Source organism: Micromonospora sp. CNZ309, assembly GCF_002846525.1.
Window position 1 is genome coordinate 334,463 of sequence record NZ_PJNG01000001.1, and the last position, 18,452, is coordinate 352,914.

The window sequence follows — 18,452 nt, forward strand, 5'->3', positions numbered from 1 at the left end:
CTCACGGTCGGTGACTTCCCGGCGAGCGGTGAGGAGGCCGGTGTCCCACGATGTCGCCCCTCCGGTGGAGGGCACGGTGCACCCGACAGGCGACGCGGACGGCTCGGTGACCGCACGGAACGGTGACGCGCAGGCCCCGGAGAAGACGTCCGGCGCGACCGGCGCGGTCGATCCCGTACGCCCCGACACGCCGCTCGCGGCGGGCGGCGACGCGGGCGCGGCGACCGAGGGGGTCGTGCTCCCGTTCCCCGCCGACGTCATCGGCGACCACATCCCGAGCGCCGGCTTCGCGCTCTCCACCGCGCCCACCGGCCGCCGGGTCCGGGCGCGGCTGGCGCGGTTCAACGCGCCCTGGCAGTCCTCGCAGGTCAGCGAGGTGCTGGAGCCGCTGATCTCGACCCACCGCGACGCCCACCCCAAGGCGGACGCGCGGCTGCTCCAGCGCGCCTTCGACACGGCGGCCCGCTGGCACTCCGGGCAGTACCGCAAGTCCGGCGACCCCTACATCACCCACCCGCTCGCGGTCGCCACGATCCTGGCCAACCTGGGCATGGACACCACCACCCTGGTCGCCGCGCTCCTGCACGACACGATCGAGGACACGGAATACACCCTCGACCAGATGCGCGCCGACTTCGGCGGCGAGGTGGCGCTGCTGGTCGACGGGGTGACCAAGCTCGACAAGGTCAAGCTGGGCGACGCGGCCAAGGCCGAGACCATCCGCAAGATGGTCGTCGCGATGGCCAAGGACCCGCGGGTGCTGGTGATCAAGCTGGCCGACCGGCTGCACAACATGCGCACCCTCACCTTCCTGCCCCGCCCGAAGCAGGAGCAGAAGGCGAAGGAGACGCTGGAGATCCTGGCTCCGCTGGCCCACCGGCTGGGCATGAACACGATCAAGTGGGAGCTGGAGGATCTCGCGTTCGGCACGCTCTTCCCGAAGCGCTACGAGGAGATCAACCGCCTCATCGGGGAGCACCAGCCGCAGCGCGAGGCGCTGCTGCGCCAGGTCACCCAGAAGGTGCAGACGGACCTGAAGGCCGCCAAGATCAAGGCGGAGACGACCGGGCGGCCGAAGCACCTCTACTCGATCTACCAGAAGATGATCGTGCGGGGTCGCGACTTCAACGACATCTACGACCTGGTCGGGGTGCGGATCCTGGTCGACACGGTGCGCGACTGCTACGCGGCGCTGGGCGTGATCCACGCCAACTGGCAGCCGGTGCCGGGCCGGTTCAAGGACTACATCGCGATGCCCAAGTTCAACATGTACCAGTCGTTGCACACGACGGTCATCGGGCCCACCGGCAAGCCGGTCGAGATGCAGATCCGCACGTACGCCATGCACCGCACCGCCGAGTTCGGCATCGCCGCGCACTGGAAGTACAAGGAGCACAAGGGCACCCAGATCGTCGGCCCGCCGGCGCACATCGACGAGATGACGTGGCTGCGCCAGCTGCTGGACTGGCAGCGGGAGGCGGCTGACCCGAGCGAGTTCCTCGACGCGTTGCGCTTCGACCTGTCCAGCCAGGAGGTGTACGTCTTCACCCCGAAGGGCGACGTCATCCCGCTGCCGACGGGTTCGACGCCGGTGGACTTCGCGTACGCGGTGCACACCGAGGTCGGGCACAAGTGCATCGGGGCGCGGGTCAACGGCAAGCTGGTGCCGTTGGAGTCGACGCTGTCCAACGGCGACGTGATCGAGATCTTCACCTCGAAGTCCGACACGGCCGGCCCGACGCAGGACTGGCTGGGCTTCGTCAAGAGCCCGCGGGCGCGTACGAAGATCCGGCAGTACTTCAACAAGGAGCGGCGCGAGGAGGCGATCGAGGCCGGCAAGGACGCGATCGTCAAGGCGATGCGCAAGCAGGGCATGCCGTTGCAGCGGATGCTCACCTCCGACGCGCTGATGGCGATCGCCCGCGACCTGCACCTGGCCGACGTCGCCTCGCTCTACGCCGCCGTCGGCGACAGCCAGGTCTCCGCCCAGTCGGTGGTGCAGAAGCTGATGGCCGCGTACGGCGGCGAGGAGGGCGCGGCGGAGGACATCGCCGAGACCGCCGTCGCCACCCGGCCGCCGCGCAGCCGGCAGAGCAGCGCCGATCCGGGCGTGGTGGTGCGCGGGGTCAGCGACGTCTGGATCAAGCTGGCGCGCTGCTGCACGCCGGTGCCGCCGGACTCGGTCTTCGGCTTCGTCACCCGCTCCGGCGGGGTCAGCGTGCACCGCGACGACTGCGCCAACGCCGAGGACCTGCGGGCGCAGGCCGAGCGCGTGGTGGAGGTCAGCTGGAAGCTCACCTCGGCGTCGACCTTCCTGGTCGCCATCCAGGTCGAGGCGCTGGACCGGCACAAGCTGCTGGCCGACGTGACCCGGGTGCTCTCCGAGGAGCGGGTGAACATCCTCTCCGCCACGGTCACCACCACGCGCGACCGGGTGGCGGTGAGCCGGTTCAGCTTCGAGATGGCGGACCCGAAGCACCTGGGCCACCTGCTGGCCGCGGTCCGAAAGGTGGACGGCGTCTTCGACGCCTACCGCGTCACCTCCGGCGCCTGAGACAACTCCGGGTCGTCGGCCCGCCCGTACCGGCGGCGTCGACGACCCGGGAGCCGCCGGTCGGACGTCAGTAGCTGAACGTTGTCGCCCCGTCGCCGATCCACTGCCACAACTGGACGGTGCCGCCGATCTCGGCGGCGCTGATCAGCTGGGACTCGTCCAGACCCTTCGCGGTGAAGCACACCGAGCAGACCAGGAACGTCCCGCCCGCGTCCTGGTACCGCCGGACCAGATCGGGCAGGGGTGGGCAGCCGGAGCAGGCGACCCCGGTGGCGACACTGCCGGTCGCGAGCCGGACCGCCTCCTTGGTCAGGAACATCAGCGTGGGCCGGCCCTGCTCGGCCGCGCCGACGGCTACCAGGAACGCCACGGTGACTTTCTCGGGGTCCTCCAGGCCGGTGGTAAGGCTGACAACCGCTCGTCCGGACATCTCGCTCCTCCTCGTCGGGAATTGCTCGTCGTCCGCCAGGATGAGTGACCGCTGACCGTGCGCCCGCTATGTTTTCTGTAGCGCTCGGTCCCGGCGGAGGTGCGAGTGGCGAAGCACTACGACCAGTACTGCCCGGTGGCCCGGGCCGCGGAGATCCTCGCCGAACGGTGGACGCTGCTCGTCCTTCGTGAGTTGCTCTGGGGCGAGGAGCGGTTCAACGGCATCGCCCGCGGGGTGCCCCGGATGTCGCCGTCGCTGCTCGCGACCCGGTTGCGCGAGCTGCAACGGGCGGGCCTTCTCCGGCGTGACATGGTCGACGACGAGCCCCGCTACCGGCTCACGCAGGCGGGGCTGGAGTTGCGGCCGGTGCTGGAGCAGATGGGCGCGTGGGGCGTGCGCTGGATCCACGACCTGCGGTCGGACGACTTCGATCCGGCGATGTTGCTGATCGACATGAAACGGGAGGCCCGGTCCAGCCGCCTACCGGAGACGGCGACCGCCGTTCAGCTCTACTTCCGCGACGCGCGGAGCGGTCAGCAGCGGTGGTGGCTGGTGTTGTCCCGCTCCGGTGGCCTTGACGCCTGCGACACCGACCCCGGTTTCGCGGTCAGCGTGTGGGTGGAGACCGACGTGCCCACCCTCACCCGGGTCTGGATGGGGGACATGAGTTGGGCCGCAGCCCTGCGGGACGGCCTGCTGACCGTCGCCGGCGACACCGCGGCCTGCCGCGCGTTGCCGCAGTGGCTCGACGTCAGCCCCTTCGCCGCCGTGGAGCGGGCGGAGGTCGGCCTCCACCGGCCCCACTGACTGGGGTCGTCGGCCGGCCCGGCCAGGACGGATGAAAGCGCCCGCCGGCTGTGCCGGCGGGCGCTCGTCGTACGTCAGGTTTGTGGTTCAGCCCTGGGGGGCGCTCATGGTGAGCTTCTTGATGGTGACTTCCTTCTTCGGGTGGCCGCCACCGGCCTGCTGCGCGAACGCCTTGTCGTCGCCCGCCGCCGCGACCTGCTTGACGAGGTCCATGCCGCCGGTGATGGTGCCCAGGACGGTGTATTTCGGCTCCAGCGGCGAGTCGCCGTAGACGATGAAGAACTGGCTGCCCGTGCTGCCCGGCTGGCCGGAGTTGGCCATCGCGATCACGCCCTCCGGGTACGGGGGCCGCTTGTCGGTGGGCAGGTTCTCCTCGGCGAGCCGGTAGCTCGGGCCGCCGGTGCCGTCGGTCTGGCGCCAGCCCTTGCCGGTCGCGCTCGGGTCACCGCACTGGAGCACCTTGATGCCCTCGGTCACCAGGCGGTGGCACTTGCTGTTGTCGAAGAAGTTCTTCTCCGCCAGGTGGGTGAAGCTGCCCGCGGTGCAGGGCACCGCCGCCCGGTCGATCGTGGCGGTGATCGGGCCCAGGTCGGTGTCGATCGTCATCGTCTGGGTGCCCGTGGCCGACTGCTGCACGGGCGGCAGCCCGACGTCCTTGATCTGCGGGGACCGCTGGTCTTTGGGGACCTCGGTCCAGGCGCACTGCACGTTGCCGGCCGCCGGGCCGGCGGTGTCGGTCTTGTCGTCGTCACCGAGGGCGGTGACGAGCCAGACCGTGCCGGCGACGACGAGGACCAGGACCGAGGCGGCCCCCACGATCGCCTGGGTCTGCCGGCGCTTGCGGGCCCTGGCCGCGCGCTCGGCCATCTCCTTCTCGAGCCGGGCGCGCGCCGCCGCGCGCTGCCGCTCTCTGGTGGACGTCACGCCTGGATCCTCCTGGGCTGTCTGTGGCGCGGTCGGTGCCGCTGAGGTTGGTGGGGCGGCCGGGTCAGCCGGCGCTCGGGCTGGCCGCCGGAGCGCCCGAGGCGGGCGGCGTCGGCGCCGAGGTCGCCTGCGCCACGGGCTCACCGACGGTCAGGCTCTGCACGACCACGTCGTCGTCCTTGGGCTTGACCTTGGCCCCGGTCCCATTGTCCACGGTCGGCTTGGCACCGATCTTCGCCACCACGTCGATCCCGCCGGTGACCCGGCCGATGATCGGGTACTTCGGGTCGGTGGTCGTGAAGTCCTTGAAGAACATCAGGAACTGGCTGCCGTTGGCGCCCGGCGGGTTGGCGACCATCGCGACCGTGCCCTTCGGGTAGGTCGCGGGCTGGCCGGCCGCGGGGCTCGCCGACGGCGCCGTGGGGACGTTCTCGTCGTAGAACGAGTAGGTGGGGCCGCCGAGCCCGGTGCCGCTGGGGTCGCCGCAGCGCACCGCGCCCTCGGCGGTGATCTCGTGGCACTTGGTGTTGTCGTAGAACGACCGGCTGGCGAGGTGGGCGATGCTCGCCGCCGCGCAGGGGGCGCCGGCCAGGTCCAACTCGACGGTGATCGGCGCGCCCTGGTTGGTGGTGACGGTCATCGGGCGTACGCCGTCGGTGGGCAGCCCCTGGGTGGCCGGGGTGCCGACGTCCTTGAGGTTGGTGTTCGCGGTGGCGTCCTGCGGGGTCCACAGGCAGACGTCCTCGGTGGCCGTGTTCTCCTTCGGCTCGTCGTCGAAGGCGCCCAGCGCCCACGCCGAGCCGGCCACGATGAGCACGAGCACGACGGCGACGCCGACGCCGGCCTGGATCTGCCGGCGGCGTCTGACTGCGGCGGCCCGGCGGGCGAGTTGCCGGTCGAGCTTGGCCCGCGCCAGTTTGCGCTGCCGGTCCCTGCTGGAAGCCACCCGTGCTCCCCTTCCTCTACCCTGGTCGTCACCGGTGGTCGGGCGTCCTGCGCCCGTTCGACGGCGGGTGCGCCACGCCACACGCCCGCCAGAGTGTACGGCTACCGGCTGGGAAAGTGGTGTACGAGGTCCGGGCCGGGTTTATCGGAACGCGTCACTGCGCCCGGTCGGACCCACGGGACGCACGCGACCGGTGCCGCCCGCGCCGCGAGTGAGGGGCGCGACCGGCGCCACACGGGACGCCCCGGACACACGCGCAGAACCTCCTCGCCCCGCCCGATAGGCTGCTGACAGGCAACGGATTCGACGGAAGGGGAGCGGACGTGCTCGTGGCCGGCTTTCCTGCGGACGCCTTCGGCACCAACTGCTACGTGGTGGCCGCCGCGCCGGGGGAGCAGTGCGTGGTGGTCGACCCCGGCATCGGGGTGATCGACCGGCTCGACGCCCTGCTGGCCGAGCATCGGCTGCACCCGGCCGCCGTCCTGCTCACCCACGGCCACCTCGACCACACGTTCTCGGTGGCGCCGGTCTGCGGCGCGCGCGGCATCACCGCGTACGTGCACCCCGGCGACCGGGAGATGCTCGCCGACCCGGCCAAGGGGCTGTCGGAGGACCTCAGGGCGCTCTTCGGCGGGCGGCTGCCGTACACCGAGCCGGAGGACGTGGCCGAGCTGACCGACGGCGCCACGCTCGCCCTCGCCGGGCTGGAGATCACCGTCGACCACGCCCCGGGCCATACCGGCGGGTCGGTGCTCTTCCGACTGCCGGCCGCCGGCTCGTCGTGGGAGGCGGATCAGCTCTGCCTCTCCGGCGACGTCCTGTTCGCCGGCTCCATCGGCCGCACCGACCTGCCGGGCGGCAGCATGACGAGGATGGTCACCAGCCTCCGGGACAAGATCCTTCCGCTGGCCGACGACACCGTCGTGCTGCCCGGCCACGGCCCCGCGACCACCATCGGCCGCGAGCGCGCGACCAACCCGTACCTCGTCGAGGTGGCGGGCGGCGGCGCGCGTCCGGCGGCCCCCGCCCGCGGCCTCTGACGGCCACACGAGCGTTGTCACGCGGCCGGCGCCGGCCGCACCGAGCCTTCGCCCGCGCCGGCGCGCGGGACTGTGAACGGAGCCATCATGAGCAAGCCCACGCCCATCTCCGGCTTCCCGGAGTGGACGCCCGCGCAGCGGATGATCGAGCAGTACGTCCTCGACAGGATCCGCGACACCTTCGAGCTGTACGGCTTCGCCCCGCTGGAGACCCGCGCGGTGGAGCCGCTGGACCAGCTGTTGCGCAAGGGGGAGACCTCCAAGGAGGTCTACCTGATCCGGCGCCTTCAGGCCGACGCCGACGGCCCGGCCGGCGACGACGCGCTCGGCCTGCACTTCGACCTGACCGTGCCGTTCGCCCGCTACGTGCTGGAGAACGCCGGCAAGCTCCAGTTCCCGTTCCGCCGCTACCAGATCCAGAAGGTGTGGCGGGGCGAGCGGCCGCAGGAGGGGCGCTACCGCGAGTTCCTCCAGGCCGACATCGACATCGTCGACCGGGACACCCTCGCCCCGCACCACGAGGCCGAGATGCCGCTGGTGATCGGCGACGCGCTGCGCTCCCTGCCGATCCCGCCGGTGAAGATCCAGGTCAACAACCGCAAGATCTGCGAGGGCTTCTACCGGGGCATCGGGCTGACCGATCCCGAGGCGGCCCTGCGCGCGGTGGACAAGCTCGACAAGATCGGCCCGGCGAAGGTGGCCGAGCTGCTGGCGCAGACCGCCGGGGCGAGCGAGGCGCAGGCGAAGGCGTGTCTGGCACTGGCGGAGATCTCCGCGCCGGACGCCTCCTTCGCCGACGCCGTACGCGCCCTGGGCGTCAGCGACCCGCTGCTCGACGAGGGCGTCGAGGAGCTGGTCCGGGTCGTCGAGACGGCCGCCGCGCACTCGCCGGGGTTGTGCGTGGCCGACCTGCGCATCGCCCGTGGCCTGGACTACTACACCGGCACCGTCTACGAGACGCAGCTGGTCGGCTACGAGCGCTTCGGCTCGATCTGCTCCGGCGGCCGGTACGACAACCTGGCCAGCGCCGGCGCCACCCGCTTCCCGGGGGTGGGCATCTCGATCGGGGTGACCCGGCTGCTCGGGCTGCTCTTCGGCGCCGGGGCGCTGTCGGCGTCGCGCGACGTGCCGACCTGCGTCCTCGTCGCGGTGACCAGCGAGGAGCGGCGGGCCGCCAGCAACCGGGTGGCCGAGTCGTTGCGCTCGCGGGGCGTGCCGACCGAGGTGTCGCCGAGCGCGGCGAAGTTCGGCAAGCAGATCCGCTACGCCGAGCGGCGGGGCATCCCGTACGTGTGGTTCCCGGGGGCGGACGGCGCGGCCGACGAGGTGAAGGACATCCGTTCCGGCGAGCAGGTCGCCGCGGCGGCGGGGGAGTGGACGCCGCCCCGGGCGGACCTGCGGCCCGTGGTCGCCTGAGACGCTACTGGCGCGTACGCGCGATCGGACCTACGGTGGCGTAAGTTACGCCACCGTAGGGAGATCGTCGTGACCGCACTCAGCCAGACCGCCCTGCTCCGTGAGCTGGAACCCGTCGTCGAGAAGAACCTCGACCGGCACCTGTCCGTCGCCAAGGAGTGGTTCCCGCACGAGTACGTGCCGTGGAGCGAGGGGCGCACCTTCGACGGGCCGCTGGGCGGCGAGGCGTGGTCGGAGTCCGACTCGACGATCCCCGACGTGGCCCGTACCGCGCTGATCGTCAACCTGCTGACCGAGGACAACCTGCCCTCGTACCACCACGAGATCGCCACCCTGTTCGGCCGCGACGGCGCCTGGGGCACGTGGGTGCACCGGTGGACCGCCGAGGAGGGGCGCCACGGCACCGCCATCCGCGACTACCTGACCGTCACCCGGGCGGTGGACCCGGTGGCGCTGGAACGGGCCCGGATGACGCACATGTCCGCCGGCTACGCCAACGTGCACGACGACGAGGTGCTGCACTCCCTGGCGTACGTCTCGTTCCAGGAGCTGGCCACCCGCATCTCGCACCGCAACACCGGCCGGGTCACCGGGGATCCGGCGTGCGAGGCGCTGTTGGCCCGGGTCGCGGCCGACGAGAACCTGCACATGGTCTTCTACCGCAACCTGCTGGCGGCGGCCTTCGAGCTGGCGCCGGGCCAGGCGATGCGCGCGGTCGCCGACGTGGTGGCCGACTTCCAGATGCCCGGCAACGGCATCGACGGCTTCGCCCGCAAGTCCGTGGCGATCGCCCTCGCCGGCATCTACGACCTGCGCCAGCACCGCGACGACGTGGTGGCCCCGGTGCTGCGCCAGTGGGACGTCTTCAACGTGACCGGCCTCGACGCCGACGGCGAGGCCGCCCGCGACCAGATCGCGGCGCACCTGGACGACCTGGAGCGCGCCGCGTCCCGCTTCGAGGAGAAGCGCGCCGCCCGCGCCGCCCGCCTCGCCTCCCGCTGACCCCGACCCTCGCGACAGGGCCGTCGACCACGCAGTATCGACTACTCGGTGGGCGGGGTCTCCAGGGGGAAGAGGAGGCAGGTCGAGGTGGCGTGGGCGACCAGGCGCGACTTCGCGTCGAGCAGCTTCGCCTCGGCCAGGGCCGTGCGGCGGCCGCTCTGCAGGACGGTGCCCTCGCAGCGCAGGGTGCCGCTCGCGACGGTGACCGGGCGGAGGAACTTCACGTTCAGGTCCAGCGAGGTGTAGCCGACCCCGGCCGGCAGGGTGGTGTGCACCGCGCACGCCGCGGCGGTGTCCAGCAGGGTGGAGATGACCCCGCCGTGCACGGTGCCCAGCGGGTTGTAGTGGAACTCCTGCGGGACGAGTTCGACGGCCACCCACCCCTCGTCGGCCTCCATGCGGGACATGTCGACCAGGTGCATGATGGGCGGCGCCGCCAGTTCGCCGGCGATCATCGCGCGGAGCAGTTCCAGGCCGCCGCGCCGGCCGACGTGCGCGGCGTTGATGCCGGGGTCGGACCACGAGAAGGTGCGGCTGCGCGCCGGATCCTGCGTCTGTGTCATGGACTCAGCCTGGCAGCGCGTTGCTGAGTCTGTCAATCAGACCTAGCCTGGGGCGCATGAGACCCGCGGCACTGGACTGGTCGGTGGAGAACTGCACCATCGCCCGCGCGATGGAGATCCTCGGCGAGCGGTGGACCCTCGTGGTCCTGCGCGAGGTCTTCAACGGCGTCCGCCGCTTCGACGACATGCGGGTGCGCACCGGCATACCCCGGCAGGTGCTGGCCAACCGGCTGGCGATGCTGGTGGAACGCGGCGTCCTGCGGCGCGAGCCCTACCGGGAGCCCGGCAGCCGCGAGCGCCACGAGTACCGGCTGACCGGGATAGGGCTCGACCTGTGGCCGGTGCTGGTCGCCGTCCTCGGCTGGGGGGACCGCTACCTGGCCGACCCGGAGGGCTCGCCGTTGACGGCCGCGCACCGCGACTGCGGCGCCGAGGTCCGCGTCGAGCTGCGCTGCGAGCGCGGGCACGAGATCGCCCGGCCGCGCGACGTGGTGCCGCGCCCGGGGCCCGGGGCGCGCCGCCGCGCCGGCTGAACCGCCGGCGGGCCCGTGCCGCGACGCGCGGACGACGGTCGCCGTCCGCGCGTCGGTCGGACCCGCTACCAGCCGAACCCGGCGGCGTACGAGACGCTCGCCAGCACCCGCTGCCCCGAGGCGTTCGGGTGGAAGTAGTCCCAGCCGGAGAGCTGGCCGAGGGTGAACGGGTAGCCGAACACGGCGTTGTCGTCGAAGTCGCAGTTCGGCCCGTACGCGGCGCAGGCCTGGGCGAGCTGGGCGTTGTAGTCGACGACCCGCTGGCGTACGCGGCTGCGCCGGTCCACGTCCGCCTGCGCCGTTGAGGTCGGGTTGGCCAGCATCGACTGGCAGATGCCGAACAGCGACCAGGCGGTGCGGGCGCTGCCGCTGTCCTTGCCGACGGCCCAGAGCCGGTGGATGTCCGGCACGCTGATCAGCTGGACCCGGGCCGTGGGCAGCCCGGCCTTGAGGCGACCGAGCGCGGCGTCGATGTTGGCGCGGTAGGTGGCCACCGGCGTCATCGCCGCCTCCGTGCTGGTGCAGGCGTCGTTGGCGCCGATCAGCATGGTGACGTAGTCGACGCCCTGGCTGACGGCGGTGCCGGCCTGACCGTACATGTCGGCGGACTTCGCGCCGCTGCGCGCGTCGTTGTGGTTGCGCCCGTCGATGGCGGGGTTGGTCGCGCGGATGCGCAGGTACTGGCTGTTCACCGTGGAGTCGCCGCCGGTGCTGAAGGACCGGGAGGTGCAGTCGGCGAACCAGCCGCAGGCGTTGAACCCGCGGGTGATCGAGTCGCCGAGGCTGGCCATCGAGTTCGGGGGCGGGCCGGGATCGGCGGCGGCCGGACTGGCGGCTAGCAGGACGAGGGCGGTGAGGGCGGCGAGGGGAGCGAGGAGTCGTCGAGCGGACTTCATGGTTACCTCCGGATCGCGCGTACCGGATGGTGGGACGGTAGGTCGAGCGTATAGACGTACGTCAGTGTCCACAATGTTTCCGGCCGATGGCCGAGGTAGCTGGGGCGAAAAGGACAAAGCCGGGTCTTGCCTACTTACTCAAGTATGTGAATACTTCACTCAGCTCGCCTGGTTCCCCCAGGCCGGACGGGCTGATCCAGGCCCTTGTCGCCCCGACGAGGGCCCGAGACCCCCTCCCTGGAGGTTTGTTACATGCGACCCACGAGGTCCTCGCTCCGTCGTGCCGCCGTCGTCGCCGCAGCCGGCGCCATGGTCGCCGGCTCGCTGATCGGCGCGCCCGCCCAGGCCGCACCCTCGTTCGCCTCGCCCGACGCCGCCGCCGGCCTGGCCGAGCGCCTCGGCGACCGCTCCGCCGGCACGTACGCCGACGCCAGCGGCAAGATGGTCGTCACCGTGACCGACGCGCTCGCCGCCCGCCAGGTCAGCGCCGCCGGCGCCACCCCGAAGCTGGTCAAGCGCGGCGCCAGCGAGCTGGCCCGGGCCACCTCGGAGCTGGACCGCTCCGCCAAGATCCCCGGCACCGCGTGGTGGACCGACCCGGCCACCAACCAGGTCGTCGTCTCCGTCGACAGCACCGTCACCGGCGCCAAGCTGGAGCGCGTCAAGGCCGCCGCCGAGCGGATGAACGGCGCGATCCGCATCGAGTCCGAGGCCGGCGTGCTCGGCACCCGGATCTCCGGCGGCCAGGCCATCTACGCCGGTGGCGGCGGTCGCTGCTCCCTCGGCTTCAACGTCCGCAGCGGCAGCACCTACTACTTCCTGACCGCTGGGCACTGCACCAACATCTCGTCGAGCTGGTACAGCAACTCCGCCCAGACCAACCTGCTGGGCAGCCGCGCCGGCACCAGCTTCCCGGGCAACGACTACGGCATCGTGCGGCACAACAACTCCGCCAACGCCGCCGGCAACGTCTACCTCTACAACGGCAGCTACCGCGACATCACCGCGGCCGGCAACGCCTACGTCGGCCAGTCGGTGCAGCGCTCCGGCAGCACCACGGGCCTGCGCGGCGGCTCGGTCACCGCGCTCAACGCCACGGTGAACTACGCCGAGGGCTCGGTCTCCGGCCTGATCCGCACCAACGTCTGCGCCGAGCCGGGCGACAGCGGCGGCTCGCTGTTCAGCGGCTCGACCGCCCTGGGCCTGACCTCCGGTGGTAGCGGCAACTGCCGCACCGGCGGCACGACCTACTTCCAGCCGGTCGGCGAGGCGCTGAGCCGCTACGGCGTCAGCATCTTCTGATCGAACGCAGCGCAGCGGGCCGCCGGGTGATCCCGGCGGCCCGTTTGCGTGCCGCGATCGATTCGCCGAACGGACGGCTACGTCGAGGTCTACCAGATGCCCTCCTGAAAGGAGCACCCGCGCCAGCACGGCGGCCGGCTCACCGGCGCCGACCGGGGCCCGGGTGTCGACCCGTCGGGGAGATCGCTCAGCGGGTGAGCCCCGCGTCGCTGAGCACGGCTAGGCCCTCGCCGAGGTCGCACTCCACGGTCAGGGTCAGCAGGTCGGCCCCCTCCACAGAGAAGGAGAGCGACTCCGCCGGGCGGGACATGGTGGTCGTACGGCCCGGCCTGGGCTGCCGGGTCAGGGTGTCGTCAGGCTGTCGGACGGTCACCACGGCGCTGATCCTCACGGCGGACTCCGGGTCCTGCCCCGGCGGATACCAGGCCTGGAAAGTGGCCGAGAAGTCTAGGTAGCGCCGCTTCAGCGGGTAGCTGACCGAGCGGCTGCGGTCCTCGCCGTCGTTGGTCGGGCAGGAGAGCACGACCGGGTGCGGCAGATCGGTCCGGTCGGCGAGCGTGCGCGGTAACGGTCGCAGGTAGCCAGCGCCGGTCTCGGGCGTCAGCGCGTCGAGGTACGTCCGACCCGGCTCGACGTTGCCGGTGCTGGCCGGGGTGGTGACCGGCGCGGTTGCACTGGAGGACACCCGTGACGGACTCGGCGGCGGGGTGGGCCGGGGGTCCTGGCCCTGCCGGGGCCACTGCCAGGCGAGTACGGCGACGAGCAGGCTGGCCAGACCGATCGCCGCACCGGTCTTCTCGCCGGGCGTCAGACCGCGCCGGCGGCGGGAGGAGTCCGTGCCGGTCGACGGCTCGGTCATAGAAAGTCACCTGCGCAAGATCGAGGGGCGGTTCATTATCCCGGCCCGGCGGTGACGAGGCGTTCCCGACCGGTGACGGGTTGCCGACAGCGATCTTGCCGGCTTTCTGGGATAAATGCGCCCCGTGCCCGGCGGGCCGCCCGTCACACGTTGCCCGGGCGGCGGCGGCCGGACGGCCACCGACGTGAGGAGCACGAGATGAGCTCGGACCAGCAGGGCGCTGCGCTGCCGCCGCCTCCCGGACCGGGCGGCCCGCCACCGTCGAAGCCGCGTGGCGGCAGCCGGTGGCCCCTGGTGGCGGTTGGCGCCGCCGCGCTGGCCGTCGTCCTCGCCCTGCTCGCCACGGTGCTGTCGCTGCGGGCGCTCGACCAGGCCAACGACGCCCGCGACATCGCCCAGGCGGCCGGGGCGGGCCGGGTGGACGAGCCGCCGGGCACCGGCGAGCCGGCACAGACGTCGACCCCGCCGGCGCCGGCGACGACCGGGGCGGAGTTGCCGCCGCCGGAGCCGGGCGCCAGCGGGAGCGCCGAGCCGTCGATCGACCCACAGACTCCCTTCAAGGAGAAGTACGTCGACGAGCGCCTCACCCTGCGGGCCAGCTGCAACACCAACTTGGACATCGACCTGGACAAGCCCGAGGTGCGGGTCAGCGACGGCGAGGAGTTGCGGTTCACCGCCCGGTGCGGCGGCAACTCGTCGTACTTCAACCTCGCCCCTGGGACGAAGGGCGCCCAGGTCGACGCCGCGACGCTCAGCGCCGCGGACTGCGACGACCGGATCGACAAGGGCGGCATCGGTACGGACATCAACGTCCCTGCCCGCAAGAGTGTGGTGCTCTGCATCCGGACCAACCTGACCGACGCGCGGGAGCGCGGCGACACCTGGAAGATGGCTTTGGTGCAGGTGACCGACGTCAACGACGACGGCACCGTGGTGCTGACCGCGCGTGCCTGGGACATTCCGCTGTAGCGGCGCGCACGCATCCGCGTCGTCGCCGGAGCCGGCCTCCCCTCACCCCGCAACGAGGTGCGGGGGAGGGCTGACAGAATGCCAGGGGTAACGGTGTACCGCAGATGAGGAGACGCTTGTCGTGATCCGTACCCATGACGCCGGCAGCCTGCGCGCGACGGACGCCGGCACCACGGTGACGCTCGCCGGGTGGGTGGCCCGCCGGCGCGACCACGGCGGCGTGATCTTCGTCGACCTGCGCGACGGGTCCGGCGTGGTCCAGGTGGTGTTCCGCGAGGAGGACGCGCACGCGCTGCGCAACGAGTTCTGCGTCCGGGTGACCGGCGAGGTGACCCGCCGCCCCGAGGGCAACGAGAATCCGGAGCTGCCGACCGGCGAGATCGAGGTGACCGCCGCCGAGCTGGAGGTGCTCTCCGAGGCCGCGCCGCTGCCCCTTCCGGTGGACGACCAGGTCGAGGCCGGCGACGACATCCGGCTGCGCTACCGCTACCTCGACCTGCGCCGCAGCGGCCCGGCGAAGGCGATGCGGCTGCGCTCGCGGGCCAACCAGCTCGCCCGGACGGTGCTGCACGAGCGGGACTTCCTGGAGATCGAGACCCCGACGCTGACGCGGTCCACGCCGGAGGGCGCGCGTGACTTCCTGGTGCCGGTGCGCCTTCAGCCTGGCAGCTGGTACGCGCTGCCGCAGTCGCCGCAGCTGTTCAAGCAGCTGCTGATGGTCGGCGGCATGGAGCGGTACTACCAGATCGCCCGCTGCTACCGCGACGAGGACTTCCGCGCCGACCGGCAGCCGGAGTTCACGCAGCTCGACATCGAGATGTCCTTCGTCACCGAGGACGACGTCATCGACCTCGGTGAGGCGATCGTCTCGGCGCTCTGGAAGGACCTGGCTGGCCACGAGATCTCCCGGCCGATCCCGCGCATCACCTGGCACGACGCGATGGCCCGCTACGGCTCCGACAAGCCCGACCTGCGCTACGGCGTCGAGTTGACCGAGCTGACCGACTACCTTCGCGGCACCGCGTTCCGGGTCTTCGCCGGCGCGATCGACGCGGGCGGCTACGTCGGCGCCGTCGTCATGCCGGGTGGCGCGGCGCAGAGCCGCAAGGAGCTCGACGGCTGGCAGGACTGGGCGAAGGCGCGCGGCGCGCGCGGGCTCGCGTACGTGGTGCTCGACGCCGAGACCGGTGAGGCGCGCGGGCCGGTGGCGAAGAACCTCTCCGCCGAGCACCTGGGCGGGCTCGCCGACGCGGTCGGCGCCAAGCCGGGCGACGCGGTCTTCTTCGCCGCCAGCGCCAACACCCGCGAGGCGCAGGAGCTGCTCGGCGCGGCCCGCATCGAGATCGCCAAGCGGGCCGGGCTGGTCGACGAGAGCGCCTGGGCGTTCTGCTGGGTGGTCGACGCGCCGATGTTCGAGCGTACGGACGAGGGTGGCTGGACGGCCGTGCACCACCCGTTCACCTCGCCGAACGCCGAGTGGGTCGACCGGTTCGAGGAGGCGCCGGACCGCGCGCTGGCGTACGCGTACGACATCGTCTGCAACGGCAACGAGATCGGCGGCGGCTCGATCCGTATCCACCGGGGCGACGTGCAGAAGCGGGTCTTCGACCTGCTCGGCATCACCCCCGAGGAGGCGCAGGACAAGTTCGGCTTCCTGCTGGAGGCGTTCAAGTACGGCGCCCCGCCGCACGGCGGCATCGCGTTCGGCTGGGACCGGGTCTGCATGCTGCTCGCCGGCGCGGACTCGATCCGCGAGGTCATCGCCTTCCCGAAGACCCGGGGCGGCTTCGACCCGCTGACCGGCGCGCCGACGCCGATCACTGCCCAGCAGCGTGCCGAGGCCGGCATCGACGCCAAGCCGAAGCCGGCGGCGGCGCCGCACACCGGCACGGCCGGCCCGGCCGCCCCGGTCGCCGACCCCACCTGACCGACGCCTTCCCGTCCCGGGCCCGGCCCCCGGCTCGCGCTCGTGTATCGATCAAGAGGTTTGCGTCATGATCTGCGCGACGACATGACGCAAACCTCTTGATCGTCCGTGGGAGTGAGGAGCGGAGCCCGCTGACCCGTCCGAAACCGTTCGTGCTCCGCGCACACGTTCCCGCTCAGCTGCGCCTCCTATGCATAATTCTTGTGCATAGGAAGTGTGCACAGTTATTGTGCGGAGATGGAGAAGCCTTCGGCGGCCCGTGAGCCGGCTCGCGAGGTCCGGATCGACCACCGGCAGGTGCGGGTGCTGGCACACCCGCTGCGGATGCGGCTTCTCGGCGCACTACGGATCAAGGGTGCGTCGACCGCCACCCGCCTCGCCGAGTTGCTCGGCACCAACACCGGGGCCACCAGCTACCACCTGCGTCAGCTCGCCGAGGTCGGCCTCGTCGTGGAGGATCCGGACCTCGGCACCGGGCGGCAGCGGTTCTGGCGTGCCGCGCACGACGTCACCAACTGGGAGCCCAGCGACTTCGACGACGACCCGGACGCCCGGGCGGCCATCGAGTGGATCGAAGGCGACCAGGTCCGGTGGTTCCTCCAGCACGCCGAGCACTGGTTCGCCGTCCGCCACAAGTACTCGCCGGCCTGGCGTGACGCCCTCGGCATGGGCGACATCTTCATGACCGTCCCGCCGGACCGGCTCGCGGCGCTGACAGCCGAGCTGTGGCGGGTCCTGGAGCGGTTCCACGGCGATGCTGACCCGGCCGAGCCGGGTGCGGAGCAGGTGCAGATATACCTCGCCGCCTTCCCGCTGCTGGCGGACATGCGGCTCGCGGACCCGTCAGGCGGGGAGGACCGGTGAGCACGTTGTCCGTACGCCAGATCCGGCGCCGCTACCTGGTGCTCTACGGTCTGCGCTGGCTGCCCGCCGGCCTGCTCATCCCCGTGATGATCCTGCTGATGCAGGAGCGCGGCCTCTCGCTCTCCCAGATCGGTCTGGTCGTCACCGCACAGGGTCTGATCGTCCTCGCGCTGGAACTGCCCACCGGCGGGTTCGCCGACGCGCTCGGCCGCAAACCCGTGCTCGTCGCCGCCTGGGTGACCTGCGTGATCTCGCTCGCTGTCTTCGTGGTGGCCGACTCGTTCTGGCTCTTCTTCCTGTCCTGGGCGCTCCAGGGCGTCTACCGGGCGCTGGACAGCGGCCCGCTGGAGTCCTGGTACGTCGACGCCAGCCTCGCCGCCGACCCGGAAGCCGAGTACGAGCGTGGCCTCGGCCACGCCGGCACCGTGATCGGTGTCGCCATCGGCGCCGGTGCGCTGCTCAGCGGCGGCCTGGTCGCGCTCGGCCCGATCGGGCCGGTGAGCGCGCTGACCCTGCCGGTGCTCGCCGCCATCGCCCTTCAGGCGGCGGCGTTGGCCGCGCTGCTGATCCTGCTGGTGGAGACCCACCCAGCCAGGAGCGCCAGCGCGTTGCGCTCCTCCATCACCGAGGCGCCCCGGATGGTGGGGCAGGCGTTCGGGCTGCTGCGCCGCTCGCGGGTGCTGCTGGCCCTGGTGGCCGTGGAGCTGTTCTGGGGTTTCGGCATGGTCGCCTTCGAGGGGCTGCTTCCGGTTCGGCTCGCGGAGGTCGTCGGCGACGCCGACCGGGCGGCGGCGCTGCTCGGCCCGGCCACCTCGGTGGCCTGGCTGGCGAACGCGGCCGGCGCCGCGCTGACGCCGCTGATGCTGCGCCGGCTGGGCGCCGCACCGAGCGCCGCGCTGCTGCGTGTCCTGCAGGGCGTCACGGTCGTCGGAATGGGCCTCTTCGCCGGCCCGGTCGGGGTGCTGATCGCCTATCTGGCCTGCTACGCCGTGCACGGCGCGTCGAACCCACTACACATGGGGCTGCTGCACCGCCAGGTCGACGGTCCCTACCGGACCAGTGTCATCTCGCTGAACTCGATGATGGCCGGAGGGGCCGGAGCGCTCGGCGCCGTCGTCCTGACCGCCCTGGCCGAACGCACCAGTGTGAGCCTCGGACTGTTCGTGGGCGCCGTGGTGCTGGCCGTCGCCGCCCCGCTCTACCTGCCCGCCTGGCGAGCCGAGCGGCGGACGAGATCCGGCCAGGGCGACTCGACCGCGTCGATCTCGACCAGGCCGCCGCACGACGCCGCCGATGCGGTGCAGCCCGTGGATCGCGCCGCTGACATGGCCCTGACGAACGGCAACGCCGACGGCGGTCGGGGAGCGTCGGCCTGATCTTCGTCGGGGCAGCCGGCGGGTGCCCCTGGGGTCGCGGGCCG

The 18,452-nt window shown here is 72.0% G+C and carries 16 protein-coding genes and 1 pseudogene; 11 read left to right on the plus strand and 6 right to left on the minus strand.

Going from position 1 to position 18,452, the window contains the following annotated elements:
• Positions 1 to 223: 223 nt before the first annotated feature.
• A pseudogene (locus CLT72_RS01545) lies at positions 224 to 2,554 on the plus strand (RelA/SpoT family protein); the annotation flags it as partial.
• 67 nt (positions 2,555 to 2,621) lie between these two features.
• Here the strand turns inward: CLT72_RS01545 and CLT72_RS01550 are convergent.
• Positions 2,622 to 2,984: a DsrE family protein gene (locus tag CLT72_RS01550; RefSeq protein ID WP_101409197.1), complete on the minus strand. Its 363-nt coding sequence runs from the start codon at positions 2,982 to 2,984 to the stop codon at positions 2,622 to 2,624.
• Positions 2,985 to 3,089: 105 nt separating this feature from the next.
• Here CLT72_RS01550 and CLT72_RS01555 point away from each other — a divergent pair, with 105 nt between their 5' ends.
• Entirely contained in the window at positions 3,090 to 3,791 is a 702-nt protein-coding gene (locus CLT72_RS01555) for a winged helix-turn-helix transcriptional regulator (protein WP_101409198.1), read from the plus strand.
• Between the two features lie 87 nt (positions 3,792 to 3,878).
• Here CLT72_RS01555 and CLT72_RS01560 read toward each other — a convergent pair whose 3' ends face one another.
• The gene (locus CLT72_RS01560; RefSeq protein WP_101409199.1) at positions 3,879 to 4,715 is read right to left on the minus strand and encodes a peptidylprolyl isomerase; all 837 of its coding nucleotides are present in this window, start codon (positions 4,713 to 4,715) and stop codon (positions 3,879 to 3,881) included.
• Between the two features lie 64 nt (positions 4,716 to 4,779).
• Positions 4,780 to 5,661, minus strand: a complete 882-nt coding sequence (locus CLT72_RS01565; protein ID WP_101409200.1) for a peptidylprolyl isomerase — start codon at positions 5,659 to 5,661, stop codon at positions 4,780 to 4,782.
• Positions 5,662 to 5,984: 323 nt separating this feature from the next.
• On the opposite strand from CLT72_RS01565, the gene CLT72_RS01570 reads away from it, so the two are divergent.
• The 3 genes from CLT72_RS01570 (at position 5,985) to CLT72_RS01580 (ending at position 9,119) form a co-directional block, all read left to right on the plus strand.
• On the plus strand, positions 5,985 to 6,701 hold the full coding sequence (locus CLT72_RS01570) for an MBL fold metallo-hydrolase (RefSeq protein ID WP_101409201.1): 717 nt from the start codon (positions 5,985 to 5,987) through the stop codon (positions 6,699 to 6,701).
• Between the two features lie 87 nt (positions 6,702 to 6,788).
• Complete coding sequence (gene hisS, locus CLT72_RS01575; protein ID WP_101409202.1) at positions 6,789 to 8,117, plus strand: histidine--tRNA ligase; 1,329 nt, start codon at positions 6,789 to 6,791, stop codon at positions 8,115 to 8,117.
• 69 nt (positions 8,118 to 8,186) lie between these two features.
• Complete coding sequence (locus tag CLT72_RS01580; RefSeq protein ID WP_101409203.1) at positions 8,187 to 9,119, plus strand: acyl-ACP desaturase; 933 nt, start codon at positions 8,187 to 8,189, stop codon at positions 9,117 to 9,119.
• 41 nt (positions 9,120 to 9,160) lie between these two features.
• Here CLT72_RS01580 and CLT72_RS01585 read toward each other — a convergent pair whose 3' ends face one another.
• Entirely contained in the window at positions 9,161 to 9,682 is a 522-nt protein-coding gene (locus CLT72_RS01585) for a PaaI family thioesterase (protein WP_101409204.1), read from the minus strand.
• 56 nt (positions 9,683 to 9,738) lie between these two features.
• Between CLT72_RS01585 and CLT72_RS01590 the strand changes: the two genes are divergently transcribed.
• Positions 9,739 to 10,215, plus strand: coding sequence for a winged helix-turn-helix transcriptional regulator (locus CLT72_RS01590; protein WP_101409205.1), 477 nt, complete (start codon positions 9,739 to 9,741; stop codon positions 10,213 to 10,215).
• A gap of 65 nt (positions 10,216 to 10,280) precedes the next feature.
• On the opposite strand, the gene CLT72_RS01595 is transcribed toward CLT72_RS01590, so the two are convergent.
• Positions 10,281 to 11,111, minus strand: a complete 831-nt coding sequence (locus CLT72_RS01595; protein ID WP_101409206.1) for a GDSL-type esterase/lipase family protein — start codon at positions 11,109 to 11,111, stop codon at positions 10,281 to 10,283.
• A gap of 252 nt (positions 11,112 to 11,363) precedes the next feature.
• On the opposite strand from CLT72_RS01595, the gene CLT72_RS01600 reads away from it, so the two are divergent.
• A complete protein-coding gene (locus CLT72_RS01600) occupies positions 11,364 to 12,413 on the plus strand; it encodes a S1 family peptidase (RefSeq protein ID WP_101409207.1) in 1,050 nt (349 codons plus the stop codon).
• Between the two features lie 187 nt (positions 12,414 to 12,600).
• On the opposite strand, the gene CLT72_RS01605 is transcribed toward CLT72_RS01600, so the two are convergent.
• Positions 12,601 to 13,272, minus strand: a complete 672-nt coding sequence (locus tag CLT72_RS01605) for a hypothetical protein (protein ID WP_101409208.1) — start codon at positions 13,270 to 13,272, stop codon at positions 12,601 to 12,603.
• A 198-nt stretch (positions 13,273 to 13,470) separates the two neighbouring features.
• Here CLT72_RS01605 and CLT72_RS01610 point away from each other — a divergent pair, with 198 nt between their 5' ends.
• The 4 genes from CLT72_RS01610 (at position 13,471) to CLT72_RS01625 (ending at position 18,408) form a co-directional block, all read left to right on the plus strand.
• Positions 13,471 to 14,241 (plus strand): hypothetical protein, encoded by a 771-nt coding sequence (locus CLT72_RS01610; RefSeq protein ID WP_144082154.1) that lies wholly within the window; start codon positions 13,471 to 13,473, stop codon positions 14,239 to 14,241.
• Positions 14,242 to 14,362: 121 nt separating this feature from the next.
• Positions 14,363 to 16,168 (plus strand): aspartate--tRNA ligase, encoded by a 1,806-nt coding sequence (gene aspS, locus CLT72_RS01615; RefSeq protein ID WP_101409210.1) that lies wholly within the window; start codon positions 14,363 to 14,365, stop codon positions 16,166 to 16,168.
• A 237-nt stretch (positions 16,169 to 16,405) separates the two neighbouring features.
• On the plus strand, positions 16,406 to 17,032 hold the full coding sequence (locus CLT72_RS01620; protein WP_101409211.1) for an ArsR/SmtB family transcription factor: 627 nt from the start codon (positions 16,406 to 16,408) through the stop codon (positions 17,030 to 17,032).
• A complete protein-coding gene (locus tag CLT72_RS01625) occupies positions 17,029 to 18,408 on the plus strand; it encodes an MFS transporter (RefSeq protein WP_101409212.1) in 1,380 nt (459 codons plus the stop codon). The genes CLT72_RS01620 and CLT72_RS01625 overlap by 4 nt, the downstream gene beginning before the upstream one ends.
• Positions 18,409 to 18,452 lie beyond the last annotated feature (44 nt).

Excerpts from the sequence above, each read along its gene's own strand:
- CLT72_RS01550 (WP_101409197.1), bottom strand. The coding sequence starts at position 2,984 with ATGTCCGGACGAGCGGTTGTCAGCCTTACCACCGGCCTGGAGGACCCC.
- hisS (WP_101409202.1), top strand. The coding sequence starts at position 6,789 with ATGAGCAAGCCCACGCCCATCTCCGGCTTCCCGGAGTGGACGCCCGCG.
- CLT72_RS01585 (WP_101409204.1), bottom strand. The coding sequence starts at position 9,682 with ATGACACAGACGCAGGATCCGGCGCGCAGCCGCACCTTCTCGTGGTCC.
- CLT72_RS01590 (WP_101409205.1), top strand. The coding sequence starts at position 9,739 with ATGAGACCCGCGGCACTGGACTGGTCGGTGGAGAACTGCACCATCGCC.
- CLT72_RS01595 (WP_101409206.1), bottom strand. The coding sequence starts at position 11,111 with ATGAAGTCCGCTCGACGACTCCTCGCTCCCCTCGCCGCCCTCACCGCC.
- CLT72_RS01600 (WP_101409207.1), top strand. The coding sequence starts at position 11,364 with ATGCGACCCACGAGGTCCTCGCTCCGTCGTGCCGCCGTCGTCGCCGCA.
- CLT72_RS01605 (WP_101409208.1), bottom strand. The coding sequence starts at position 13,272 with ATGACCGAGCCGTCGACCGGCACGGACTCCTCCCGCCGCCGGCGCGGT.
- CLT72_RS01610 (WP_144082154.1), top strand. The coding sequence starts at position 13,471 with ATGAGCTCGGACCAGCAGGGCGCTGCGCTGCCGCCGCCTCCCGGACCG.
- CLT72_RS01620 (WP_101409211.1), top strand. The coding sequence starts at position 16,406 with ATGGAGAAGCCTTCGGCGGCCCGTGAGCCGGCTCGCGAGGTCCGGATC.